Annotated in this window: 23 protein-coding genes, 1 pseudogene and 1 riboswitch; of the genes and pseudogenes, 8 read left to right on the plus strand and 16 right to left on the minus strand. The window is 71.8% G+C overall.

Annotated features, from left to right (window positions below; translation table 11 throughout):
• Positions 1–4: 4 nt before the first annotated feature.
• Positions 5–589 carry a hypothetical protein gene (locus tag ADL25_RS02385; RefSeq protein ID WP_059125904.1) on the plus strand — a complete coding sequence of 195 codons (585 nt, stop codon included), beginning with the start codon at positions 5–7 and terminating at the stop codon, positions 587–589.
• A gap of 70 nt (positions 590–659) precedes the next feature.
• Here the strand turns inward: ADL25_RS02385 and ADL25_RS02390 are convergent, their stop codons facing one another.
• Positions 660–1,079 (minus strand): DUF1992 domain-containing protein, encoded by a 420-nt coding sequence (locus ADL25_RS02390; RefSeq protein WP_059125905.1) that lies wholly within the window; start codon positions 1,077–1,079, stop codon positions 660–662.
• 118 nt (positions 1,080–1,197) lie between these two features.
• On the opposite strand from ADL25_RS02390, the gene ADL25_RS02395 reads away from it, so the two are divergent.
• On the plus strand, positions 1,198–1,593 hold the full coding sequence (locus ADL25_RS02395) for an FHA domain-containing protein (protein ID WP_059125906.1): 396 nt from the start codon (positions 1,198–1,200) through the stop codon (positions 1,591–1,593).
• Positions 1,594–1,608: 15 nt separating this feature from the next.
• Here ADL25_RS02395 and ADL25_RS02400 read toward each other — a convergent pair whose 3' ends face one another.
• Positions 1,609–2,283, minus strand: a complete 675-nt coding sequence (locus ADL25_RS02400; protein WP_059125907.1) for an O-methyltransferase — start codon at positions 2,281–2,283, stop codon at positions 1,609–1,611.
• 160 nt (positions 2,284–2,443) lie between these two features.
• Complete coding sequence (locus ADL25_RS02405; RefSeq protein ID WP_107116487.1) at positions 2,444–3,820, minus strand: MFS transporter; 1,377 nt, start codon at positions 3,818–3,820, stop codon at positions 2,444–2,446.
• A gap of 405 nt (positions 3,821–4,225) precedes the next feature.
• Here ADL25_RS02405 and ADL25_RS02410 point away from each other — a divergent pair, with 405 nt between their 5' ends.
• A complete protein-coding gene (locus ADL25_RS02410; RefSeq protein WP_059125908.1) occupies positions 4,226–6,268 on the plus strand; it encodes a bifunctional glycosyltransferase 87/phosphatase PAP2 family protein in 2,043 nt (680 codons plus the stop codon).
• Here the strand turns inward: ADL25_RS02410 and ADL25_RS02415 are convergent.
• A complete protein-coding gene (locus ADL25_RS02415) occupies positions 6,225–7,853 on the minus strand; it encodes a hypothetical protein (protein WP_059126051.1) in 1,629 nt (542 codons plus the stop codon). The two genes, ADL25_RS02410 and ADL25_RS02415, sit on opposite strands and share 44 nt — an antisense overlap.
• 201 nt (positions 7,854–8,054) lie before the next feature.
• A complete protein-coding gene (locus tag ADL25_RS02420; protein WP_059126052.1) occupies positions 8,055–9,290 on the minus strand; it encodes a cytochrome P450 in 1,236 nt (411 codons plus the stop codon).
• Positions 9,291–9,549: 259 nt separating this feature from the next.
• Here ADL25_RS02420 and ADL25_RS02425 point away from each other — a divergent pair, with 259 nt between their 5' ends.
• Positions 9,550–10,719: a steroid 3-ketoacyl-CoA thiolase gene (locus ADL25_RS02425; protein WP_059125909.1), complete on the plus strand. Its 1,170-nt coding sequence runs from the start codon at positions 9,550–9,552 to the stop codon at positions 10,717–10,719.
• Here the strand turns inward: ADL25_RS02425 and ADL25_RS45580 are convergent.
• Both ADL25_RS45580 and ADL25_RS02430 read right to left on the minus strand, forming a co-directional pair.
• Positions 10,703–10,897, minus strand: coding sequence for a DUF397 domain-containing protein (locus ADL25_RS45580; RefSeq protein ID WP_079050127.1), 195 nt, complete (start codon positions 10,895–10,897; stop codon positions 10,703–10,705). The two genes, ADL25_RS02425 and ADL25_RS45580, sit on opposite strands and share 17 nt — an antisense overlap.
• A complete protein-coding gene (locus tag ADL25_RS02430; protein WP_059125910.1) occupies positions 10,869–11,705 on the minus strand; it encodes a helix-turn-helix domain-containing protein in 837 nt (278 codons plus the stop codon). The genes ADL25_RS45580 and ADL25_RS02430 overlap by 29 nt, the downstream gene beginning before the upstream one ends.
• A gap of 92 nt (positions 11,706–11,797) precedes the next feature.
• On the opposite strand from ADL25_RS02430, the gene ADL25_RS02435 reads away from it, so the two are divergent.
• Positions 11,798–12,217, plus strand: a complete 420-nt coding sequence (locus tag ADL25_RS02435; RefSeq protein ID WP_059125911.1) for an ATP-binding protein — start codon at positions 11,798–11,800, stop codon at positions 12,215–12,217.
• A gap of 102 nt (positions 12,218–12,319) precedes the next feature.
• On the opposite strand, the gene ADL25_RS02440 is transcribed toward ADL25_RS02435, so the two are convergent.
• From ADL25_RS02440 to ADL25_RS02465, 6 genes are all read right to left on the minus strand, one after another.
• The gene (locus tag ADL25_RS02440; RefSeq protein WP_059125912.1) at positions 12,320–12,733 is read right to left on the minus strand and encodes a transglycosylase SLT domain-containing protein; all 414 of its coding nucleotides are present in this window, start codon (positions 12,731–12,733) and stop codon (positions 12,320–12,322) included.
• A gap of 496 nt (positions 12,734–13,229) precedes the next feature.
• The gene (locus ADL25_RS02445) at positions 13,230–14,066 is read right to left on the minus strand and encodes an ECF transporter S component (protein ID WP_059125913.1); all 837 of its coding nucleotides are present in this window, start codon (positions 14,064–14,066) and stop codon (positions 13,230–13,232) included.
• The gene (locus ADL25_RS02450) at positions 14,063–15,751 is read right to left on the minus strand and encodes an ABC transporter ATP-binding protein (RefSeq protein WP_059125914.1); all 1,689 of its coding nucleotides are present in this window, start codon (positions 15,749–15,751) and stop codon (positions 14,063–14,065) included. The genes ADL25_RS02445 and ADL25_RS02450 overlap by 4 nt, the downstream gene beginning before the upstream one ends.
• Complete coding sequence (locus ADL25_RS02455) at positions 15,748–16,836, minus strand: energy-coupling factor transporter transmembrane component T (RefSeq protein WP_059125915.1); 1,089 nt, start codon at positions 16,834–16,836, stop codon at positions 15,748–15,750. Before ADL25_RS02455 ends, ADL25_RS02450 begins: the two co-directional genes overlap by 4 nt.
• Positions 16,837–16,838: 2 nt before the next feature.
• The gene (locus tag ADL25_RS02460; protein ID WP_059125916.1) at positions 16,839–17,468 is read right to left on the minus strand and encodes an SCO2322 family protein; all 630 of its coding nucleotides are present in this window, start codon (positions 17,466–17,468) and stop codon (positions 16,839–16,841) included.
• Complete coding sequence (locus ADL25_RS02465; protein ID WP_059125917.1) at positions 17,465–18,706, minus strand: prenyltransferase/squalene oxidase repeat-containing protein; 1,242 nt, start codon at positions 18,704–18,706, stop codon at positions 17,465–17,467. Before ADL25_RS02465 ends, ADL25_RS02460 begins: the two co-directional genes overlap by 4 nt.
• Positions 18,707–18,810: 104 nt before the next feature.
• Positions 18,811–18,938, minus strand: a riboswitch (cobalamin riboswitch).
• Positions 18,939–19,016: 78 nt separating this feature from the next.
• Between ADL25_RS02465 and ADL25_RS02470 the strand changes: the two genes are divergently transcribed.
• Positions 19,017–19,694, plus strand: coding sequence for a phosphotransferase (locus tag ADL25_RS02470; RefSeq protein ID WP_059126053.1), 678 nt, complete (start codon positions 19,017–19,019; stop codon positions 19,692–19,694).
• Here the strand turns inward: ADL25_RS02470 and ADL25_RS02475 are convergent.
• Together ADL25_RS02475 and ADL25_RS02480 are read right to left on the minus strand one after the other, a co-directional pair.
• Entirely contained in the window at positions 19,691–20,137 is a 447-nt protein-coding gene (locus tag ADL25_RS02475) for a nuclear transport factor 2 family protein (RefSeq protein WP_059125918.1), read from the minus strand. The genes ADL25_RS02470 and ADL25_RS02475 overlap by 4 nt on opposite strands.
• Before the next feature lie 41 nt (positions 20,138–20,178).
• Positions 20,179–21,207 (minus strand): MBL fold metallo-hydrolase, encoded by a 1,029-nt coding sequence (locus ADL25_RS02480; protein WP_059125919.1) that lies wholly within the window; start codon positions 21,205–21,207, stop codon positions 20,179–20,181.
• Positions 21,208–21,376: 169 nt separating this feature from the next.
• Between ADL25_RS02480 and ADL25_RS02485 the strand changes: the two are divergent.
• Both ADL25_RS02485 and ADL25_RS02490 read left to right on the plus strand, forming a co-directional pair.
• A pseudogene (locus tag ADL25_RS02485) lies at positions 21,377–22,836 on the plus strand (aldehyde dehydrogenase).
• A 3-nt stretch (positions 22,837–22,839) separates the two neighbouring features.
• Positions 22,840–23,073 carry a ferredoxin gene (locus ADL25_RS02490; RefSeq protein ID WP_059125920.1) on the plus strand — a complete coding sequence of 78 codons (234 nt, stop codon included), beginning with the start codon at positions 22,840–22,842 and terminating at the stop codon, positions 23,071–23,073.
• Positions 23,074–23,347: 274 nt separating this feature from the next.
• Here ADL25_RS02490 and ADL25_RS02495 read toward each other — a convergent pair whose 3' ends face one another.
• Positions 23,348–23,992: a TetR family transcriptional regulator gene (locus tag ADL25_RS02495; protein WP_059125921.1), complete on the minus strand. Its 645-nt coding sequence runs from the start codon at positions 23,990–23,992 to the stop codon at positions 23,348–23,350.
• Positions 23,993–24,086: the final 94 nt, after the last annotated feature.

Below are 24,086 nucleotides of genomic sequence, written 5' to 3' on the forward strand. Positions count from 1 at the left end.
TGCGATGACCGAGGTGACACCGAGTGAGGGCGCCGACCGCCGCGAGGCGGCCGGGGCGCGGCAGGAGCGGGTCGTCCGTCGGGAGGGGTCCGAGACGGGGCGGGAGCAGGTCGTCCGTCGGGAGGGGTCCGAGACGGGGCGGGAGCAGGTCGTCCGTCGGGAAGGGCTCGAGACGCGACGGGAGGCCGGGCGTACGGAGAGGCCCGGCCGGCGGTCCGGCCCGGGCGGGCGCGGGGAGGCGGCCGTGGCGCCGCGGCCCGGGGTGCGCACGGCGGGGGAACCGGGAACGCGCGGTGACCGGCGTGAGGCCCCGCTGCTGTCCCCGGACGCGAGCGACGAGCTGGGGATGCGCCTGCAGCACGCGGTCGGCGGGTTCGTCGACAACCCCAGGGAGGCCGTCGAGGAGGCCGACCATGTGGTGGAGGAGGCCGCCGCACGGCTCGCGGAGGCCCTGGCCTCGCGGCGGCGGACCCTGAAGGCCTCCTGGCAGGACACCGGCGACGGCCCCCACGCCACCGCCGACACGGAACAGCTGCGACTGGCCCTGCGTGACTACCGGGCCACGGCCGAGCGGTTGCTGCGCATGTGAGTCGTGCGGCACCCGGCGGGGCCGCGTCCCGGACCATGTCCCCGGGACGCGGCCCCGCCCGTGGTCGCGCTCAGTCCGCCCGCGGATGCCCGGCCCGGCGCTCGCGCCAGTCCCGGACGATCTCCTCGACGTCGTACGGCTTGAGGCCCAGCGGCGGCCCCGGCGGCGGCTTGAACATCATGTCGCGGATCTTCACGTTCAGGTCCTCGACCAGTCGGCGCACCATGCGCTCGGACGGCGCCTTGGCGGCCGCCGCCAGCGTGTCCTCCGCCTCCTTGCGCAGGGCCAGCGTCGGCGGCAGGACCGCCAGCCCTTCGCGGGCCATCTTGCGCTTGATCCACCACAGTTCGTCGTACACGGTCTCGGTGACGGCGGGTGCCGGTTCGCCCGCCCCGGGGAGGTGCGCGAACTCTCCCCGCGCCTCGGCGTCGCGAATCTGCTTGTCGACGAAGGACTCGAAGCCGACACCAGGTGGCTTGCGCTCGGTCATGGGTTCATTGTGCCGGACGTCACGCGGAGGGTCGATCGGGCGAATTATCATTCCGCAGCGGTAGGCCAACCGGGCTCGCCCGCAGAACACTTGACCGCCGCACTCAGGAGGAGCGCACGTGCTCGAACTCACCATGGCCTCGGTCTCCGGGGCGGACGCCGGGGCGACGGCCGGAATGCTGATGGCCGACGCGCCCAGCGACCCGGGCACCGTGCTGCGAGTGGGCCGCGACAAGTCCGTGTGCCGGCTGGCGACCCCGGACGACTGGCTGTTCGTCTCGCGGGTGCACCTGGAGTTCCTGTGCGGGCCGGACGGCGTGTGGCAGGTCACCTGGCTGCGCGGCTCGAACACCGAGCCCTCCTCCGAGGTGGCGCTGACCCTGCCCGGGCTCCCGGTGCAGCCCCTGCCCTACGGCGGCACGGCCAGGCTCCCGCACGGCGGCTCGGGAGAACTGGTCATCCAGGACCGCACCGCCCCCCGCAGCGTCAACGTCGGCTTCTACCACGAGGTCTGAGCGGCGGGCACGGCGTCAGCCCGTCACCCGTGCCAGCGCGAATCCGTCGTGTCCCTTGCTGCCCACCGTCTGTACCGCGGTACCGCTCAGCCTGGGGTGCGAGGCCATCAGCTCCAGCGCGGCCCTGGTGCCCAGCACGCTGGGGTCCTCGCTGTCCGCCTCGGTGACGCGCCCGCCGCGCACCACGTTGTCCAGGACGATCAGGCTGCCGGGGCGGGTCAGCTCGAGGGCCCACTTCACGTAGTGCGCGTTGTTGACCTTGTCCGCGTCGATGAACACCAGGTCGAAGGGGAGCGGGTGCTCCTCAGCCAGCTTCGGCAGCGACTCCAGCGCCGGGCCGACGCGCACCTCGGCGATCGAGTCCAGACCGGCCCGGGCGAGATTGCGGCGGGCGACCTCCGCGTGGGTGGCGTCGTACTCCAGGGTGACGAGACGGCCGTCCGCGGGCAGGGCGCGGCCCAGCCAGATGGTGCTGTAGCCGCCGAGCGTCCCGATCTCCAGGACGCGGCGGGCTCCCTGGACCAGGGCCAGCAGCTGGAGCAGCTTGCCTTGGTTCGGCGCGACGTTGATGGGTGGGAGTCCGGCCGCCTCGCTGTCCCGGAGGGCCGCTGCGAGCACCTCGTCGGCGGGGGAGAGGAGGGTGGTGAAGTACCTGTCGACGTCGTCCCAGAGCTCTTGCGCTGTGGTCATGCACCAAGCCTTTCCTGCATCTAGTTAGATGAGCTAACTAGTCTCGCTAAGGAATATAGCCGGAGCAGAGGGCCGTGTCAGCGAACGTGCGGTGGTGAGGCGCGATATCAGCCGTTCGAGGGAGCCGGTCCCGGATCGAGTGCCGTCCCCCGTCCGTGCGTCAGTTGCGTGCGGGCTCGACCGACGGCGCGGAACCCGGCAGCGGGCGTCCCGCCGACTCCGCCATGAACCACACGGCGGCGCCGCCGATCACGGCCGCCGCCATCATGTAGTAGGCGGGCATCATCATGTTCCCGGTCGCACCGATCAGCGCCGTGACCACCAGCGGTGTGGTGCCGCCGAAAAGCGACACGGAGACGTTGAAACCGATCGACAGCGAGCCAAAGCGGACCCGGGTCGGGAAGAGGGCGGGCAGCGCGGCCGGCATCGCCGCGGTGAAGCAGACCAGCAGCAGCCCCAGCGCGCCCACGCCGAGGGCCACCGCGAGCAGTCCGCCCTGGCGGATCAGCAGCACCGCCGGAACCGACAGGAACAGGAAGCCGGCACAGCCCGCCGCGATCAGCGGGCGGCGGCCGATCCGGTCGGTGAGGGCGCCCGCGAACGGCTGCACGACCATCATCAGCGCCATCACGCCGAGCACCACCAGCAGCCCGTGGGTCTCGTCGTACTTCAGCTCGCTGGTCAGATAGCTCGGCATGTACGACAGCAGCATGTAGTCGGTGACGTTGAAGACGAGCACCAGGCCCATGCACAGCAGCAGCGCCTTCCACTGGCCGGTGATCATCTCGCGCAGCGGCACCCTGGGGCGGGCGGCCTCCGCCTTCTCCACCTCCGCGGCGAACGCCGGGGTCTCCTCCAGGCGCATCCGCAGATACAGGCCGATGATGCCCATCGGACCCGCGATCAGGAACGGGATCCGCCAGCCCCACGCCACCAGGTCGTCGGAGGACAGCAGTGCGGTCAGCAGGGTGACCAGGCCCGCACCGCCGATGTAGCCGGCGAGGGTGCCGAACTCCAGCCAGCTGCCGAAGAACCCTCGCCTCTTGTCCGGGGCGTACTCCGCGATGAACGTCGACGCACCCGCGTACTCGCCGCCGGTCGAGAAGCCCTGCACCAGGCGGGCGGCGAGCAGCAGTACCGGTGCGCCGACGCCGATCGTCGCGTACGACGGAATCAGGCCGATCGCGAACGTGCCCGCGGCCATCATGATCATGGTCAGCGCGAGCACCTTCTGTCGCCCGACGCGGTCGCCGAGCGGTCCGAAGACGGTGCCGCCGAGCGGGCGGACCAGGAAGGCCGCGGCGAAGGCGCCGAAGGTGGACAGCAGCTGCGCGGTGGGGCTGCCGGACGGGAAGAAGACCTTGCCCAGTGTTACGGCGATGTAGCTGTAGACGCCGAAGTCGAACCACTCCATCGCGTTGCCGAGGGCTGCGGCCTTCACGGCACGCCTGACCAGCGCCGGGTCGGTGACGGTGGCGTCCGCGCGGGCGGATGCCCCGGATACGACGTGGGTCTGGGGTGGAGCGACGATCGACAAGATTCCGCTCGCCTGCCTTTCGACGGGGACAAGGACGCGGCCCGCCGTCGGGCGGCGGGCCGATGGGCCGCCCCGGAGGGTGGCCGAAAGGCGACCATAGGTGCAGTCACCGCTCTCACGGACCGTGAGCGAATCGATGCATGCTGCACCTAAATGTGGCCCGAGCAGGGGGGATGGGTCGGCCGGAGTGCGTCGCACGTCGTCCGGTTTGTGATCCTTCTCGCGCAGCGGGGGTGGAACCGGAACGGCCCGCGGCTATCGTCGTCCGGACAAAAGGCGGGCGGACCTCAGGTAAAGAGGGGGTTGCCTGCGTCTCACCGTAGGGGGCCGAGAAACTCATAGGGTTCGGACACGGGGCAACACACGGGACGCACGGGACGAACGGGGCGGGAGGGCCGACGGGGCGTGGCGAACGTGGAGCACGGCGGGCGGATGAGCGGTGCCTTCGGGGCGGGGACAGCACAGGAGGCGAAGGCACGACTGAAGGTGGCCCGCGTCGGGCTCTGGACGGTCGCCGCCGTCCTCGCGGTGCGCCAGGTCGCCGTCGTCCTCGGCACACCCCGGGGGGAGCGGCTGACGGACCTCGAGACCTGGGTCGGGACCAACGGCGTCCTGCACGTGAACGGGTCGCTGTACGACTCGACGCGGTTCACCGGCACCCCGTTCGCCGGACTCGTCCTCAAACCGCTCACCCGGGCGGCACAACAGGCCCTCGGCTGGAGCTGGACCTTCGGCACACTGCTGCTGGTCGTCGCCCTCGGCCTGATCGCCGCCCGCGCCCTGCCCAAGCCGGTGACCCGGCGCAGTTCGCTGCTGGCGGCGCCCGTCGCGATCAGCCTGCTGATGCTGTCGCTGCCGGTGCGCAACACCCTGTATCTCGGCCAGACCAGCATCATCCCGGTGCTGCTGGTCCTGCTCGGCTGCTTCGCCGTGCGCGGGGAGCGCACCAGCGGAGCACTGATCGGCCTCGGCGCCGCGCTTCAGCCGACCCTGCTGCTGTTCGCGCCCCTGCTGTGGTTCACCGGCCGCCGCCGTGCCGCGGTCTCCACGGCCGGCACCTTCGCCGTGTGTACCGCCCTCGCCTGGGCCGCGATGCCGCACGACTCGTACACCTACTGGGTGCACCACCTGGCCGGCACCGGGCTCGGGGGCAAGGCCGACGACCACGCGAACCAGTCCCTGCACGGCGCCCTGCTCAGGCTGGGACTGTCCGGACCGCTGGAGATCGGACTGTTCTTCGTGCTGGGCACCGCCGTCGCGGTCCTCGGGCTGCGCCGGGCGATCCGTTACGCGCACGACGGCCAGCTCCTGCTCGCCGTTGCGGTCACCGGGTGCGTCGCCGTCGCCGTCTCGCCGACGAGCTGGCAGCACCAGCTGCTGTGGGTGCTGCTCGCGGTGGTCGGCAGGGTCGGCAGAAGGGCCTCGGACCGGTATGTGTGGCCGGTCGCCGTCGTCCTGCTGATGACGCTGCCCGCGAGGATGATGCTGCCCAACATGGGGGCGCTCGAGCCGCTCCGCGACAACCTGGTGCTCCTGGCCGCCCTCGGCGCCGCCATCTGCGTGCCGTTCCTGTCCCGCACCTCCCCCCACTACCGGGCCCCGATTCCCACCGAGTACGCGCGGCCCGTGTCCACCCGGTTGAAGCACGTCCCGCTCCTGCCGTTCCTGCGCAGGGTCCTCACCCGCCCGAACCTGCTGCTCGAACTGCTGCTGATCCGGGTCACCTACGCCGCCTACGCCCAGGTCCGGCTCGCGGCGACCGGCGACAGCAGCACGGCGGGCCGGGTCACCGCCGAGCACCACGGCGACCAGATCCTCGCGGTCGAGCGCCTTCTCCACATCGACGTCGAGCGCTGGGTCAACCACGCCGTCGCCGGGGTCGGCTGGCTGCGTGGCTTCTTCGACTTCTACTACGAGTCCTTCCACTTCGTGTTCCCGCTGACCGTCCTGGGCGTGCTCTACTGGCGCCGCCCGGTCGACTACCGCTGGGCGCGCTCGGTGCTCGGCTTCACCACCTTCGCGGCGCTGATCGGCTTCTGGCTCTACCCGCTGGCCCCGCCGCGCCTGATGCCGCATCTCGGGATCATCGACACCGTGCACGGCGTGCAGGACTTCTCCAAGCCGGACTACGGCACCCTCACCGCGCTCACCAACCAGTACGCGGCGATGCCGTCCCTGCACTTCGGCTGGTCCCTGTGGTGCGGTCTCACCATCGCGATCCTCGCGCCCAAGTGGTGGATGAAGGTGCTCGGCCTGCTCCATCCTCTCTTCACGGTCTCGGCGATCGTGGCGACGGGCAACCACTGGGTGCTCGACGCGGCCGGCGGCGCCGCCGTCGTCGGCGTCGGCTTCGGGCTGGCCCATCTGTTCCAGGGGCCGCGGCCCCTGGTGACCGCGGCGGCGGTCAGCAGTGCCCCGGCGCCGGAGACGGTCCGTACTCCGAGCTGATCCGGTACGTGCCCGGCGCGCTGACCGTCAGCCGGGTGAACTCGCCCTGCGGGCCCAGGCAGCCGCCGTCGGTGTGCAGCCACGGCGAGTGGGCGACCCGCACCGTCACCGAGCCGGGGCGCGGGACGTGTACGTCCACCTCGGCGCTCGTCGTGCGCACCACGGTGGCGGGTGCCGAGACGAGCGGGGCGGCGTCGCGCACCCGGTACACCCGCCAGTGCGCGTCCTGCCACACCGGTTCGAGCCAGTCCGGACGGTGGTCGCGCACCAGCCGTGCCTCCTGCTCGGCGTACCCGTCGGGCTTGCCCAGCGGCAGGACGACCAGGCCGACCGCCCAGCGGTCGAGCCAGCGGCGGTAGGCCGCCGCCGAGAACGTGCCGTCGTAGAAGAGACGGCCCCGCTCCACGTCGAGCTGGCGGTTCCAGCCGCGGGCCAGGTTCATGTGCGGGGCGAGCGCGGTCGCCTCCCGGTGGTTGCGCGCGGGGACGACCTCCACGCGGGTACGGTCGGCGCCGAGCCCCCGCAACGCCCGGAGCACCCCGCCGGTGTCGGCGGCCCAGGCCGGCACCGCGGTGGAGACCCGGAGGTCGTCGACGGTCTTGCGACCCACCCAGACGACGGAGAAGACGAGCGCGGCGATCAGCAGATTGCGCCGCAGCACGCGCAGCCGGGGCTGTCCGAGCACCGCCGCGAGCAGCACCGCGGGCGCGAACAGCTCGGCGAAACGCTCGACGTTCGTGCCGACGGGCGAGGGGATCAGATACGCGAGGACGGTCCCGGCCGCGTACACCACCCCGCTCCACCGTGCGACCCGCCAGTGCGGTGGGGCCAGGAACGTGACGGCCAGTCCCAGCACCACGGGTTGCCAGATGCGGTCGGCCGGCATCAACTGCTCGCCGGTGAAAGGGAACAGCACCGTGGTGGTGGCGACCACCGCGAACGGCGGCAGCAGCAGGACGAGGGCCCGTCGCCGGTCCCGTACGAGCAGGAAGCCGGCCCCCACCACGGCCAGGAACAGCCCGGCCACCGGGCTTGCCATGGTCGCGAGGGTCGCGTACGCGGCCGCCGGCAGCGGCCGCCGCTCCCTCCCCACCAGCAGCACACAGCCCGCGAGAGCGAACGCCACGCCCAGCGCGAAGGTCGTGCGCCCGGACGCCACGTTGCACCACAGTGCCAGTGACGCCAGCAGCGCGGGGCCGAGCGGACGCGGCACCCCGGCACGCGCGATCAGCACGGCGGCCAGCCAGGCGGCGGTGACACCGGAGACCACGGTGACCGTGCGCACGCCGAGCGCGGCCATCAGATACGGGGAGAGCAGGCTGTAGTTGGCGGTGTGCATGCCGCCGTACCAGAAGAGACCGTACGCCGATCCGCCGTTGCGGGCGGCGAACCGGGCCCACGCCTCCTGGGCGGCGAGATCACCTCCGCCCGTGGCGAGGAAGAACCACCACACGGCGTACAGCGGCAGTGTGGGGAGCGTGGCGAGAAGCGGGACCCGATGACGGTCCCGGAACGCCCGGAGAGGACGGTGCCGTACAGCGGCCGGGTGCTCGGGCCGGGTGAGGGCGAGGTCGGCAGGGACCACAGGTACGCGCTTCCGTTCGACGTCTTCGGCGGTGTGGGACGACTGTGCCCCCTGGTAGACGTGAAACGGAAGAAGGACGTTCACCCGGCTCCGGCACGTGTCGTCGGAATTCTCGGGGGAGGCAGGGGCGGGGCGCGGGGGGATGCCCCTGCCTCCCTCGGGACGGGCCGGCGGCGCCGGGAGGCCGACGGCCCGCGTCGGTCACTCCGCGCTGACCCGGAGTTCCTTCACGCCGTTGATCCAGGCCGAGCGAAGCCGGCGCGGGTCGTCGACCAGCCGGAGGTTCGGCATGGCATCGGCGATCGCATGGAAGATGAGATCGATCTCCAGCACCGCCAGGGACTTGCCGAGGCAGTAGTGCGGGCCGCCGCCACCGAAGCCGAGGTGTGGATTGGGGTCGCGGGTGACGTCGAAGACCTTCGGGCGTTCGAAGGCCTCGGGGTCGTTGTTCGCGGACGAGTAGAAGAGGCCGACCCGCTGGCCCTTGGTGATCTGCTTGCCGCCGAGTTCGGTGTCCTGGGTCGCCGTGCGCTGGAAGGCGACCACCGGCGTCGCCCAGCGGACGATCTCCTCCGCGGCCGTGGACGGTCGCTGCTGCTTGTAGAGGTCCCACTGGTCGGGGTGGGTGAGGAAGGCGTGCATGCCGTGCGTGATGGCGTTGCGCGTCGTCTCGTTGCCCGCGACGGACAGCATCAGCACGAAGAACCCGAACTCGTCGTAGGACAGGTTGCCTTCGCCTTCGGCGGCCACCAGCGTGGTGACGATGTCCTTGGCCGGGCACTGCTTGCGGTCGGCGGCCATGTTCATCGCGTAGGCGATGATCTCGGTGGCCGCCTCGGCGCCGACCTCCTCGGTGATGGCGTACTCCGGGTCGTCGTACGCGATCATCTTGTTGGACCAGTCGAAGATCTTGGCTCGGTCGTCCTGCGGGACGCCGATCAGCTCGGCGATGGCCTGGAGGGGCAGCTCGCAGGCGATCTCGGTGACGAAGTCGAACGGGCCCCGCCGCTCGAAAGCGCCCTGGACGATGGCGTGCGCACGGGCACGCAGCCGCTCCTCCAGGGCACGGATGGCACGCGGGGTGAAGCCGCGCTGGACGATCTGACGGACCCGGGTGTGCTCCGGCGGGTCCATGTTGAGCATGATCAGCCGCTGGGCGTCGATCGCGTCGCGCTCGATGTACTGGTTGAACCGGATGATCGCGGTGTCCAGCGACGAGGAGAAGATCTCCGGATGCGTGGACACGTACTTGACGTCCGCGTGCCGGGTGACGGCCCAGTACCCCTCGTCCTGGAAGCCGGCCACATTGCCCGCCTGGGGTATCCAGCGCACCGGCTCGGCCAGGCGCAGTGCGGCGAACTCCGGTAGTGGGACGTGGTGGTGCAGTACGTCGGGGTCGGTGAAGTCGAACCCGTCGGGCAGCGCGGGACAGGGCATGGCGACCCCCAGCATTCTGACGGTCCATCAGGAATGGCCGTGAAGGTAGTAACGGGTTCTACAAGTCGCAAGAGGTGCGGCCACTCCAATTGCGTGCGGGATTCGTGCAGATCGGGACTTCGGAGGCTGCAAGACCCTTGCCGCTGCGGCTCCGCTGTCAGCAGACTGCATGCAGAACTAGAACGCGTACTAGTTCTGCGTGGCGGGTGGGCCGGGACGCCCGCGCCGCGCGGGTGACCGAGGAGAGGACGAGCCCCCCATGGCCGCGGAACCCGTGATGGTCGAAGCCGTACGCACCCCCATCGGCAGGCGCGGCGGCGCGCTCGCCCATCTGCACCCCGCCTACCTTCTGGGCGAGACCTATCGCGAACTCCTCGGCCGCACCGGCATCCACGCCGACTGCGTCGAGCAGATCGTGGGCGGTACGGTGACGCACGCGGGCGAGCAGTCGATGAACCCCGCGCGTACGGCATGGCTGACGATGGGCCTGCCGTACGAGACCGCCGCCACGACCGTGGACTGCCAGTGCGGCTCTTCGCAGCAGGCCTCGCACATGGTGGCCAACATGGTGGCGGCGGGCGTCATCGACGTCGGGATCAGCTGCGGTGTGGAGGCCATGTCGCGGGTACCGCTCGGCTCGGGTTCCAAACACGGTCCCGGCAAGCCCTTCCCTGACGAGTGGAACGTGGACCTGCCGAACCAGTTCGAGGCGGCGGAGCGCATCGCCAGGCACCGGGGGCTGACCCGCGAGAACGTCGACTCGCTCGGACTCATCTCGCAGGAGCGGGCCGCGATCGCCTGGTCCGAGGAGCGGTTCAAGCGCGAGGCGTTCGCCGTGCAGGTCCCGACCACGGAGGAGGAGCAGCGGGCCGGTCAGGGCATGTGGCGGCTGGTCGACCGGGACGAGGGGCTGCGGGACACGTCCATGGAGGCGCTGGCCGGGCTCAAGCCGATCATGCCGACGGCGGTGCACACGGCCGGCAACTCGTCGCAGATCTCCGACGGTGCGGCGGCGATCATGTGGGTGTCCAAACGGATGGCGCGGGCGCTGAAGCTGCGGCCGAGGGCACGCATCGTGGCCCAGGCGCTGGTGGGTTCCGACCCGCACTTCCATCTCGACGGCCCGATCGACGCCACGAAGGCCGTACTGGGCAAGGCCGGGATGTCCTTGAAGGACATCGACCTGGTCGAGATCAACGAGGCGTTCGCATCGGTGGTGCTGAGCTGGGCCCAGGTCTTCGGGCAGGACCTGGAGAAGGTGAACGTGAACGGCGGCGCGATCGCGCTGGGGCACCCGGTTGGTGCGACCGGGGCACGGCTGATCACCACGGCACTGCACGAACTGAAGTGCACCGACAAGGAGTTCGCGCTCATCACCATGTGCGCGGGTGGCGGACTGGCCACCGGCACGATCATTCAGCGGTTGTAGACGCCCAGGAGACGAACGCCGCGTAGGCGGCGGGCCCGAGGGTGAGCACCGGCCCGGCGGGGGCCTTGGAGTCGCGTACGGCCACGGCGGCGTCCGGGAGTTCGGCGAATTCGAGGCATTCGCCACCCTGGTCGCCACTGTGGCTGGACTTACGCCACTGGATCGCGTTGGTCTCCATAGCGTTCCTCCATCACGCGTCGGATCAGCGCCGCCGAGTCCCTGAGCGAGAGTGCGGCGGCTTGCAGATGATCGTAACGGAGAGAGCAGTCCTTGGCGGTGGCCGGATTCGCGGATGGATGCCCGCTGCCGTAGCCCTCCGTGTACACGACGGTCGGATCGCTCGTAAACCGGAAGATGGTGAACGAGCCTTGCAGGCCCGCGTGTGCACCGGCTGAGAAGGGCAGGACCTGGATGTTGATTCGTGGGTCGCCTTCGAAGGACAACAAGTGGACCAGTTGTTCACGCATCGTCGTCGGGCCGCCGACTTCTTGGTGGAGTGCGGCCTCACTGAGCACCGTCCAGAGGACCGGCGGCTCGGTCTTCTCGAGGATGCGCTGGCGCGCGAGCCGCACTTCGGTGCGATCGTCGAGGTCGGTCCTGTCGAGTGCCCCGAGCACCGTACGGGAGTACGCCTTCGTCTGAAGAAGGCCGTGGATGGTGAACGCCTGGAAGGCGGAGATCTCCGTGGCCCGCGCCTCCAACTCCGCCACGTGTTGGAACCACGCCGGAAGCTGGCTGCGCATGACCAGTGCGACGAGCCGCGACAGCAACCCACCCGTCCCCAGCGCCGCGTCCACCCGCTCGCTGAACTCGGGCGTGGGCAGCTTCCGTGCCGTCTCGATCTGCCCGACCAGCGAACCGGTGTAGTTGACGATGTCCCCGAGCTGCTTCTGCGTCAGCCCCGCCGCCTCCCGATGACGGCGCAGCTCGAACCCGTAGTAGTCGAGTGGTGAGGCGCCCGGGTCGAGGACGTTGACGTGGGTCATGCACGGCCCCCTCTTGCGCAACCGGGCCCACCGCTGGGCCGGTTGTATCCGATCCGTAGCCGAGCGTAGTCGTGCCAGGTCAGCCTTGTACGGTGAACGACTACATTCCCCCGCCCCTCCGGGGTGCCTGTGCGAACCAGTACCGCATGCGCCTGACCGTGGGCGAGCACTCGGCCCGGCATGTCCGCCGGATCGTCCGCTCCCTCCTGCGCGAGTGGGAGATGGCGGATTTGGCGGACGCCGTGGAACTGGCCGTGACCGAGCTGGTCGCCAACGTCGTGCGCCATGTGCCCGACCGGCACTGCACGCTGCTCGTCGTGCGGCAGGCCGCGGGAGTCCGGGTGGAGGTGACCGACGGGTGCTCCCGGCTTCCCTCGGCGACGCACGCCCCGCCCCCGGACGCGGAAGGCGGACGCGGGCTGCTGCTGGTCGACGCCGTCGTCGACAAGTGGGGTGTGGAGCCGGGGTCTTCGGACGGCAAGACCGTGTGGTTCGAGTGCCTGGTGCCCTGACGCCGCACACCGCGCGCAAGCGGCGGGCGTGTGCGGACACGCCGAAGGCGGCGGTCCCGGAGGGGGGACCGCCGCCTTCGCGGCAGGGTGAGCTCGGGCGGCTCAGTACCAGTGGTGGGTGGACCAGAAGTTCCATGCGGCGACGGGGCTGCCGTAGCGGGAGTTCATGTAGTCCAGGCCCCACTTGATCTGGGTGGCAGGGTTCGTCTTCCAGTCGGCACCGGCGGAGGCCATCTTGGATGCGGGCAGCGCCTGGACCAGGCCGTAGGCACCGGACGAGGCGTTGGTGGCGTGCATGTTCCAGCCGCTCTCGTGGGTGACGATCTTGTTGAACGCTTCGTACTGCGCGGCGTCAGGAATCATCTGGTGCGCGATCGTCCGGGCGTTGGAGGCCGAGTCGGTGGCCGCGTGGGCGGGCACCGAGGTGAGCAGCATGCCGGACGCGGCGGCGGCGACGGCGGCAGTGGCGAAGGCCTTCTTCGGGGAAGCGACGCGGCGGATGAAGGAGACGGACACAGAGAACCTTTTCGTTCGGGGACAAGGAGTCGCAGGCATGCCGTTACCGCGTGGGGTGCGGTGGGGGCGTACGTCGGCGCCGCGGCCCGTGTGGGCTCGTCGGCGCCCGGCGACGTCATCCAGAGAAGCAGGCTCGAGGAATGTCCGCAATGACCCTTTTTACTAGTTGTGGTCGCATCGGGGGTATGGGGTGCTTGTGTGACCTGGCTCTCAATCCCCAGGTCGGAGGCCGAATTGCCGCGAACATGCCCACTCACTCGATCTACGGCCGCGGGCCGTAGGTGACCCCGCTCACGTGGGGCTCGTCACGGTTTGGGTCACCGACCGTCGAGGAGGTGACACGGAGCGGAGGCGAAGGGTGTGACCCGCGCCGCAGCCGGGTGCCCCGCGGTGTGACCCAGGTCGCGGCCCGGGGACGGTCGCGATGCCTCCGAAGCCCCGCCGAATGTGACCGGCGTCGCATCCGCGGGAGTTGGGATGTGACCGGCGTCTCGTCTCAGCGCGGCTCGAAGGCGACCGGGCTCTCGAAGGCGGCACGACGGGTCGCCCGGCGCAGTGCCCTGAGCACGGCCGGACCGAGGAAGAAGGTCAGGACGACCGTGACGGCGGCCCGCCCGAGGTCCCAGCCCAGTGAGGTGGCCACGCAGTAGGCGAGGAAGCGGGCCAGGTTGGCGGCGAGCCCGGCATGCGGGTCGAAGGCGATGCCGGAGGCGAGTGCGTTCATGTAGGGCCAGCCGGCGAGGTTCATCACCGTGCCGTACGCGAACGCGGCAAGGAAGCCGTATCCGGCGAGCAGCGCCGCCTCGCCCCGCCCCCGCAGCCGGTCGCCGGGCAGCAGCCCCGCGCCCAGGGTGAACCAGCCCATGGCCAGCATCTGGAACGGCAGCCACGGTCCCACCCCGCCCGTCAGCAGGGCGGAGGCGAACATCGTCACGTTCCCGAGGACGAACCCGAAGCCGGGCCCGAGCACCCGCCCGCTCAGCACCATCAGGAAGAACATCGGCTCGATGCCGGCCGTACCCGCACCGATCGGCCGCAGGGCGGCACCGGTCGCGGCGAGCACGCCGAGCATCGCCACGGCCTTGGGACCGAGCCCCGACTCGGAGATCGTCGCCGCGACGACGGCGACCAGCAGCACCAGCAGACCGGCGAAGAGCCAGGGCGCGTCCTGGGCGTGCGCGCCGACCTGGGAGGCGGGGTCGGCGAACAGGGGCCAGGTGAACCCCGCGGCACCGACCGCGCTCACCAGCGCGAGAGCGGCGACGGACCGGGGGCCGAGGCGGACGGGACGGGCCCGGGGGGCGGCGGCCGGATTCGGCGTGCGGGGTGTCATGACGACAGTGCCTCCCGGACCTGGGCGACGGTGAGCCACTGCTGCGGGGCGAGGACCTTCGTCACCTGGGGCGCGAACGAGGGGGACGCGACCACCACCTCGGCGGCCGGCCCGTCGGCGACGACCTCGCCCTCGGCCAGGATCACCACCCGGTGGGCGAGTTCCGCGGCCAGCTCCACATCATGGGTGGCCAGCACGATGGCGTGTCCCTCGGCGGCGAGCCCGCGCAGCACGGCGACCAGACGCGCCTTCGCCGCGTAGTCGAGTCCGCGTGTCGGCTCGTCCAGGAGCAGCAGCCGGGGGCGTGCCGTGAGGACCACGGCCAGGGCGAGCGCCAGCCGCTGCCCCTCCGACAGATCCCTCGGGTGCGCGTCGTCCGTGACGCCGGGCAGCAGTTCCGTCACCAGGGCCCGGCAGCTGCCGGGGGCGGCGTCCGCGTCCCGGTCCGCGGCGGCGCACTCGGCGCCCACCGTGTCCGCGTACAGCAGGTCCCGCGGCTCCTGCGGTACGAGGCCCACGCGCCGTACCAGGTCACGTGGTGCGGTGCGGTGCGGAACCACGCCGCCGGTCCGAACCGCACCACGGGCCGGTTCGACGAGTCCGACGAGCGCGGACAGGAGCGTGGACTTCCCGGCTCCGTTGCGCCCCATGAGGGCCACGGTCTCACCGGCGGTGACGGTCAGGTCGACCTGGCGCAGCGCCTCGACGGCGCCGCGGCGGACGGCCAGGGACGTCACGGCGGTCGCGGGGTGGGCCTGCGGGGCGTCCGGGACGCTGCGCCGGCGCAGGAGGCGGCGCGGGACGGGGACTTCGGTACCGGGGTTCGACGCCGCGCGGGGAGACGGATCCCGGCCGTGCACGGGTGACGCGTCCGCGAGTCGTTCGCGCAGGGCGTCCGCGCGGCGGCGGGCGTCGCGCACCGTGAGGGGCAGGGGCGACCAGCCCGCCAGCCGGCCCAGGTCCACCACCGGCGGATACACCGGGGAGCGGGCCATGACCTCGGCCGGGGCGCCGATGACGGGACGGACACCGGGGCCGGGCAGCAGGACGACCCGGTCGGCGTACTGGACGACCCGTTCCAGCCGGTGCTCGGCGAGCAGGACCGTCGTACCGAGATCGTGGACGAGCCGCTGCAGGACGGCGAGGACCTCTTCGGCCGCCGCGGGGTCCAGAGCGGACGTCGGCTCGTCGAGGACGAGGACCTTCGGGTGGGGGGTGAGTACCGAGCCGATCGCGACGCGCTGCTGCTGACCGCCCGACAGGGTGGTGATCGGCCGGTTCCTCAGATCGGCGAGGCCCAGCAGGTCCAGAGTCTCCTCGACCCGCCGCCGCATGACCGCCGGGGCCAGCCCCAACGACTCCATGCCGTAGGCGAGTTCGTCCTCCACGGTGTCCGTCACGAAGTGGGACAGCGGATCCTGCCCCACCGTTCCCACCACGTCGGCGAGTTCACGCGGCTTGTGGGTACGGGTATCGCGTCCGGCCACGGTGACACGGCCGCGCAGGGTGCCGCCCGTGAAGTGCGGGACCAGCCCGCTCACCGCGCCGAGCACCGTGGACTTGCCGACCCCGGACGGGCCGACCAGCAGCGTCAGTTCGCCCTCAGGGACCTCGAAGTCGACACCATCGACGGCGAGTTCGGCCGCTCCGTCGTACCTCACGGAGACATCCTCGAAGCGGATCACGCGGACTCCTCGGGTGCGGGGGTGACGAACGCGGGCAGCAGACCGACCAGGACGGCCGCGGCGGGCAGCAGGGGCAGCGCCGGAGCGGCCAGGGGGACGACACCGGGGTGCAGGGCGGCGGGGTCCAGGGCGGCGGCGACGGCCAGCACCGCAGCCGCCACGATCCCGGAACCGGCGACCAGCCACGCCCGTGCGCCCCAGACGTCCGGCCGGTAGCGCGTGCGCGGCGAGCGCCGGCCGCCGAGCCGGAGGCCGACGAGGGCGGCGGCGAGGCCCACGAGCAGGACGGGCAGACCGTAGACGCCCCCTTCGGCCGTCAGCAGTCCGTACGTCCCCGCGCAGACGCCGAGGAGGCCGCCCAGGGTGAGGGCGGCGGTGGTGCGCCGGACGGCGGGGGGTACGTCGGCGGTGCGGCCGAAGCCGCGCGCGTCCATCGCGGCGGCGAGGGCTACGGAGCGTTCCAGCGCGCCTTCCAGGACAGGCAGTCCTACCTGGAGCAGCCCGTGCAGGCCCCGGTCGGGCCGGCCGCGCAGCCGGCGCGCCGCGCGCAGGCGCCGGACGTCGGCGACGAGGTGCGGGGCGAAGGTGAGCGCTACGACGACCGCCACACCCGTCTCGTACAGGGCGCCCGGGAGTGCCTTGAGCAGCCTTGCCGGATTCGCCAGCGCGTTGGCGGCACCGACGCAGATGAGCAGGGTGGCCAGTTTGAGGCCGTCGTACAGGGCGAAGACGAGGCCCTCGGCGGTGACCCGGCCACCGATGCGGATGCCCTGGGCCCAGTGCGGCAGGGGGACTTCGGGCAGGGTCAGGACGGTGTGGGTGCCGGGGACGGGCGAGCCGAGGACCACGGCGAAGACCAGGCGGATGGCGAGGACCGCGAGGGCGAGTCTGGCGAAGGCCGCGTAGGAGCGGGACCACGGGTCCTGTGTGCGGCGGGCCGCGACGACGTACGAGGACACGGCGACAAGGAGGGCCAGCACGAGCGGGTTGGTGGTACGGGTGGCCGCGACGGCGAGCCCCAGTGACCACAGCCACCAGGCGCCCGGGTGGACGGCCGGTCGGCCGCGGCGGGTCGGGGGCGCCATCGTCAGCTCCTGCGGCGGCGCGCCTGCCACAGCGCCGCCGCGCCCAGGACCACCACGGCGGCGATGCCCGCGAACACGCCCACCGACGGGCCGTGGTGGGGCTCGTCATCGGCCCGCGCGGGGTGCTTCTGCGCGGTCACCTGCTCCCCGCACCCCTGCCGCGGATAGCCCGCTATCGCGCACAGCAGGGCGTTCGTGTCGTAGCGGAGGGGCCCCGCGACCGCGGCGAGCGCGTCCGCCGTCGTCGCGTCCCCGGGTATGCGGGCGCAGGCGGTGCGCGCGGCGGGCGGGGTCTCGCCCGAGGCGGCGTCCGAGGGCGTACCGAAGTCGATGACCAGCGCCACCCGCTTCTGGCCCGGCCGTGCGGGCGTCCCGTCGCAGACGGCGTCGAAGTCCGCGGCGCCGCGCGGTGTGGTGGCGTCCGCGGAGTCCTCGCTGACGGCGAAGCGGAAGCCCTGGACGTCACCGTCGGCCGGGCGGGTGGTCGAGGGGCCCTGGGTGGCGTAGGTCCAGTGGCCGCCGTCGCGCTCCCAGAAGGACCAGTAGCGGTACCCGGCGGCCTGCGCCTGCCCGGCGGCCCCCAGCAGCAGGATCAGAGGGGCCAGGAGCAGGGCGCAGACACGGCGGCTCACGGCTGACGCCTCCCGCCCCGGGAGGTGTACAGGATGCCGCCGGCGGTCAGGGCGAGGAGACAGGCACCGACGATCCAAGCGACACGGAGGGGACCCTCGTCCTTGTCGGACTTCGCCGCGTGCTCGGAGCCGTGCGGCTCGGAGCCCTTGGCGTCGGGCACCGAGGCGGGGGCCGGTCCGGTCGCGTCCATGAGCCGGACCAGGTCCTGGCCGCCGAAGTGGCGCGGGTCGGAGCCCTCCGCGTTCGCGGCGAGGATCAGCTGGGCGTACGCGGCCGGTCCGCTCTGCTTCGCCCACTGCTCGTAGTGGGTCTCCAGCCAGCGCAGTGAATCGGCGGCCTGGTCGCCCTGGCCGACGGTGGCGAGCGCGACGACCGCGTCCGCCGTGTTGCCGTAGTCGGGTTGCGGCTTGGCGCCGGGCAGCTCCTGGGTGAGGTGCTTGTCCTTGGCCAGGGCCGTGCGGAGGTAGGCGGCGCCGTTGTGTGCGGCCTGTCCAGGATCGTCGGCGTTCCCGCAGGCCGGCGGGGCGGCGTCCGGCTTGGCGTCGTCCCCGGCCAGCCCCTTGCCGAGCGCGCCGAGCACCGCTGCCGCCGTCGCGTCCGCGTTGGCCGTCAACATGCCCTTCTTGTCCGGCTGGTAGGCGAAGGCACCCGCCCCGTCGCCGTCACAGGGCAGTGCGAGCTTCAACAGCGCGTCGTAAGGAGACCTGCCCCCCTTGCGGACGTCCTGCGGGTCCCCGCCCGCGGCGGCGAGGGCGCCGATGACCACGGACGTGGAGTTCGCGTCGCTGGCACCGCCCGGCGTGTACCCCCAGCCGCCGTCCGCGTTCTGCACGGACTTCAGCCAGGTGACCGCCTTGCCGGTGGCGGCGTCGTGGCCGCCGAGTGCGGCGAGCACCTGGACGGCGGCGGCCGTGCTGTTGGTGTCGACCATGAGTTCGGCGTCGCAGGGCTCGGCTGTGTCGGCGCGGAAGGCCGCGAACGAGCCGTTCGCGCACTGCTGTCCGGTCAGCCAGTCCACCGCCGCGAGCGCGGGCTTGACGCCCACGGTGTCCTGGGCGAGGAGGGTCAGCGACTGGCGCCAGACGCCGTCGTACGTCGGGTCCGTGCGGCCGTACAGACCGTCGGGTATCACCGGGGACGGCGACGCGGACGGGGACGGTCCGGCGGCGACGGCGGGCGTGGCCGTGCCGATCACGGCGACCGCTGCCAGAGCGGCGGCGCTGCGGCGGAGGTTCATGTGCCTCTCCCTGCGGGGAGCCGGGCAGCACGGAACACTCCGGGCGGCTCGGCTCCGTAGACCTCGACGGTGCCGCACATCGGCGGGCCGCCGGTGTGCGTGAGCCGGTCACGAACCGTGCGGGGCGATCCGGCTCGCCACGTGTGTGGCTCACGGTTGCGGGTCAGCGCCGGAATTCCACCGGCTTCCCCCCGTACGGGTGCGAGAACGACCCGGCTACTGTACCCGCCGGTAGGAGGGGAGCCGAGGGCCCCCTGCGAGGGCAGCGGGCGTCGGGACCGTGCGTGCCGGCCTCGGACAGGGCCCGTTCATGCAGACGGGGAGACTGCTCGGCTCCGGGCGCACGGCGGACGTGTACGAGATCGACGGCGCATGGGTGCTGCGGCGCTACCGGGACGGCTGGTGCGACGCGGCGGCCGAGGCCGCGGTGATGGACCACGCCCGTGGCCACGGTTGCCCCGCGCCCGGCGTACGGACGGCGACCCGCGGCGACCTCGAGATGGAGAGACTGTCCGGGCCCACGATGCCGGAGGCGATGCTCCAGGGGCGCCTCGGCCCGCAGGAGGCCGGGGAGTTGCCGGCCAGGCTGCTGCGCGAGCTGCACGCGCTGCCCGCCCGTGACTCGTCGGACCCGGCCGTCCGCGTCCTCCACCTCGACCTGCACCCACTGGACGTGATCATGACTGCCGAAGGCCCGAAGGTCATCGACTGGGCGACCGCCGAGGAGGGCGCCCCGGGGCTCGACCGGGGCATGTCCGCGGTGATCCTCGCGCAGGTGGCCGTGGTCGGCGAACCCCGGGTGGACGGCGTGCGCGCGTTGCCGGCCGCGATGCCGGCGGGGCAGCGGGGCACCTCGGCCCTGACCGAGGAGTGCCTGACGCAGGCCCTGCGCCGCCGGGAGGAGAACCCGACCATGAGCGAGCGCGAGGACGAACTTCTCGGTGAGGCCGAGGCGTTGATCCGACGCACGACCTCGCGGACCGCCTAGCGGGGGAGCCGGCGCGTCGGGCCGCCGAAGGGCAGGAACAGGGTGCGGGAGGTGAGCAGCCAGATGCCCTCCGCCCTGGCGAAGGTGTCCTGGTAGTGGCCCACTTGGGTCGGGTGACCCGCCGGGACCATGCCGCCCTCGTACCCGTCGACGCGGTACGTCGTGAAGTACGACGTGGCGGCGGCCGCGTCCGGGGACGTCACCGTGACGAGGACGTTGGACATCAGGCGGCGTGAGAGCCGGTCGGCGGGACGCCCGCCGAAGTAGCGGCGCAGCGCGTCCCGGCCCCGCACGGTCCTGTCGCCCGCCGGCCACCGCCAGATGCCGTCCTCCGTGAACAGCTCGGCCACGGAGGCGGGTTCGCCGAGGTCGAGCCGGTGGACGAAGTCGAGGACGAGGCGCTCGCAAGCGCGTTCGGCGAGGAGTAGCTCCCAGGGATCCATACGGCTTGGTATCAGCGGCGGGACATGGGGTGCGAGTGCTTTCACACCGCCACGTACGTCACCGGATCGCTCGCCGTCACCGCCTCCGCACGGCCCGTCTTCACCAGCCGGCGCAAGTGCGCCTCGGCCTCGGAGACCGCGATGTGCCGTGAACCGTAGGGGATCTCCTCCCAGGGGCGGTTCCACTCCATGCGCTCGGCGAGCTGCCAGGGGGTCAGCGGGGTGCCGAGGAGCGCGAGGAGGTCGCCCAGCCGCTCCTCGTGGTGGGCCAGCAACTCCCCGACGCGGGCGGGCGCGTCCGGGAAGGTGTGCTGGTGGGCCGGGAGCACCTCGGCGGGTGCGAGGCGGCCGATGCGTTCGAGGGAGTCGAAGTAGTCGCCGAGGGGGTCGGTCAATGTGGCGTCGTCCGGGTCCTCGTAGAGGCCGATGTGCGGGGTGATCTCCGGAAGCAGATGGTCTCCGGAGAACAGGCGGCCGTGGCCGGGCAGCCCTGCGGGATGCTCCTCCTCCAGGTGCAGGCACACATGACCGGGTGTGTGTCCCGGGGTCCAGATCGCGCGCAGCCGGCGGCCGGGGAGGTCGAGGAGGTCGCCGGGGACGATCTCGCGGTCGGGGAGCGCGGGGGAGAAGCCGGGCAGGCTGCCGCGGGCTCGCGCGGCGCGCAGAGGTGCCAGATGCTCCTCGGGGGCGCCGGCCGCCGCCAGCTTGGCCTCCATATAGACGAACCAGCGCTCGGGGCGGGTGTCGCGGGTCCTGTGGACGATCGCGGAGTCCGCCGCGTGCATCGCGATCCACGCCCCCGACGCCTCGCGGACCCGCCCGCACAGACCGTGGTGGTCGGGGTGGTGATGGGTGACCACCACTCCCGTGACCTCCGTGATCGGAGTGCCGCAGGCCGTCAGCCCTTCGACGAGGGCGTCCCAGGAGTCCGGATCGTCCCAGCCCGTGTCGACCAGGACCGGACCGCGGTCGGTGTCGACGACGTACACCAGCGTGTGGCCGAGGGGGTTGTCAGGGATCGGGACCCTGATCGACCGTACGCCCCCGCCGTGATCGGCCGTCCGAGCCATGGATTCCCCAATCGCCGCCTTCCGGCCACTATAACTAGAACACGTTTCGAAGGTAGCCCCGGTCACCTTCCGGGCCCGGTGTCCCGCCCGTGGACTACGCCGACCGGAACCGGTATCAGTTCGATATCTGATGCGTCGTCAGAAGATGTTCCCAGGGAGGCAGTCGGCCATGACCGAGCTCGTGGAACACGGACAGCTGTTCATCGGCGGGGAGTTGACCGATCCCCTGGGCGAGGACGTCATCGAGGTGGTCTCGCCGCACACCGAGGAGGTCATCGGGCGCGTACCGCACGCCTCGCGGGAGGACGTGGACCGGGCCGTCGCAGCCGCCCGCCGGGCCTTCGACGAGGGGCCCTGGCCGCGGATGACGCTCGACGAGCGATCGCGGCCGTGTCCAGGATCAAGGACGCGATTGCCGTACGGCACGAGGAGATCGCCCGGGTCATCTCCTGCGAGAACGGCTCCCCGTACTCGTGGAGCGTCCTCGCCCAGGCGCTCGGCGCGATGATGGTGTGGGACGCGGCGATCACGGTCGCACGGGACTTCACCCACGAGGAGCGGCGCGACGGTGTCCTCGGGAAGATCCTTGTGCGCCGCGAGCCGGCCGGGGTCGTGGCGGCCGTGGTGCCCTGGAACGTTCCGCAGTTCGTGGCCGCCGCCAAGCTCGCGCCCGCCCTGCTGGCCGGGTGCACCGCCGTCCTCAAGCCGTCGCCCGAGTCGCCGCTGGACGCGTACATCCTCGGTGGGATCGCGCGCGAGGCCGGGCTGCCCGAGGGTGTGCTGTCGATCCTGCCCGCGGACCGCGAGGTCAGCGAATACCTCGTCGGGCACCCCGGCATCGACAAGGTGTCCTTCACCGGGTCGGTCGCGGCCGGCAAGCGGGTGATGGAGGTCGCCTCGCGCCATCTCACCCGGGTGACCTTGGAGCTCGGCGGGAAGTCGGCGGCCGTGGTGCTGCCGGACGCGGACCTCTCCACGACGGTGGCCGGGATCGTCCCGGCCGCCTGGATGAACAACGGGCAGGCCTGTGTGGCGCAGACCCGCATCCTGGTGCCGCGCTCACGCTACGACGAGTTCGCCGAGGCCCTCGCGGCCGCGGCGGGGGCGCTCGTGGTGGGCGATCCGCTGGACCCGGCGACCCAGGTCGGTCCGCTGGTGGCCGCCCGCCAGCAGCGGCGCAACCTCGACTACATCGGGATCGGCCAGGAGGAGGGTGCCAAGGTGCTCACCGGCGGCGGGCGCCCCGCGGGCCTCACCCGCGGCTGGTACGTGGAGCCGACCCTGTTCGGCGACGTCGACAACTCCATGCGGATCGCCCGCGAGGAGATCTTCGGGCCGGTCGTCTGCCTGCTCCCGTACGGCGACGAGGGCGAGGCCGTGAAGATCGCGAACGACTCCGACTACGGCCTGAGCGGCAGCGTCTGGACGGCGGACGTCGAGCGCGGTATCGACGTCGCCCGGCAGGTGCGTACCGGCACGTACTCGGTGAACACCTTCAGTCTCGACATGCTGGGTCCCTTCGGCGGCTACAAGAACTCGGGTCTTGGGCGGGAGTTCGGGCCCGAGGGGTACGGCGAGTTCCTGGAGCACAAGATGATCCATCTGCCGGCCGGGTACGGGGAGGCGTAGCGCATGGGAGACCTCTGGCACATCGAGGTGGACCGCTCGGTCTGCATCGGGTCCGCACAGTGCGTCCACCGCGCGGCCGACGCCTTCCGCCTCGACGGTGCACGGCAGTCCCACCCCGTGGATCCGGACGCCGACGCGGGCGAGCAGATCCTGGACGCGGCGGAGAACTGCCCGGTGGAGGCGATCGTGATCACCCTGGTGGAGAGCGGGGAGCCGGTGTTCCCGCCGGAGGACTGAGTGATCACCGGACGGTAGTCCGGATTACCCGAAAAATATTGATTAGGGGGTTCCGTCAGGAGATGCCGGTGTTAAGCTTAAAAGTGCCTACGAGGCGAGCGAGGAAACTCGACCGGAAGCTGCCGACTTTGGCGTGAGGTTTCGATTTCCGCTGAGGCCGACATCGGTCGGCCGAGGGGCCGGAAGGTCGAAAGACCGGAAGGTCATCCAGACCCGTCTCGTAGGTTTTTCCGTGCCCGCGGACCGGATGGGTGGGGCCCTCCCGCCTCGGGGCCTAGTGCGGCTCACGAGGGCCGGTGAGGTCGATGAGCCGGCACACCGTCTCGATGTCGATCTTGACCTGGGCGATGGAGGCGCGGCCCGAGAGCCAGGTGATCAGAGCCGAGTGCCAGGTGTGTTCGATCACCCGGACCGCGGAGAGCTGTTCCGGAGTCGGGTCGTCCAGCCCCATCGCGTCCAGGATGATCGCCGTCGTCTGACGGGAGACCTGGTCCACCTCCGGGGAGACGCTGCGGTCCGCGAAGGTCAGTGCGCGCACCATGGCGTCGGCCAGATGGGGCTCGCGCTGCAGGGCGCGGAAGGCGCGCATCAGGGTCTCCGCCACCCGCTCGGAGGCCGTCTCCCCGGAAGGCGGCTTCTTGCGCAGGGTGCCGTGCATGTGCTCCAACTGGTCCTGCATGGTGGCGACGAGCAGATGCACCTTCGAGGGGAAGTAGCGGTAGAGCGTGCCCAGAGCGACCTGCGAGGACTCCGCGACCTCGCGCATCTGCACCGCGTCGAAACCGCCCCGGCTGGCCAGCTGTGCGCTCGCGTGCAGGATCCTGCGGCGGCGCGCCTCCTGCCGCTCGGTGAGCGGCGGTGAGGCCGGCTGGACCGCCGGTCGCGCGGTACTGGCTGGCACCTTGGCTTCCGCAGGCATGGGTCCCGTTCCGTGACAGTCGGTGAGGGCGGGCGATCAGACAGCATGGCAGGGTGCCGGTCGTGGCGCGAATCACCCGGGCCACCACTCACAG

The sequence above is a fragment of the Streptomyces sp. NRRL F-5122 genome (assembly GCF_001507435.1).
Classification (GTDB): Bacteria; Actinomycetota; Actinomycetes; order Streptomycetales; family Streptomycetaceae; genus Streptomyces; species Streptomyces lannensis.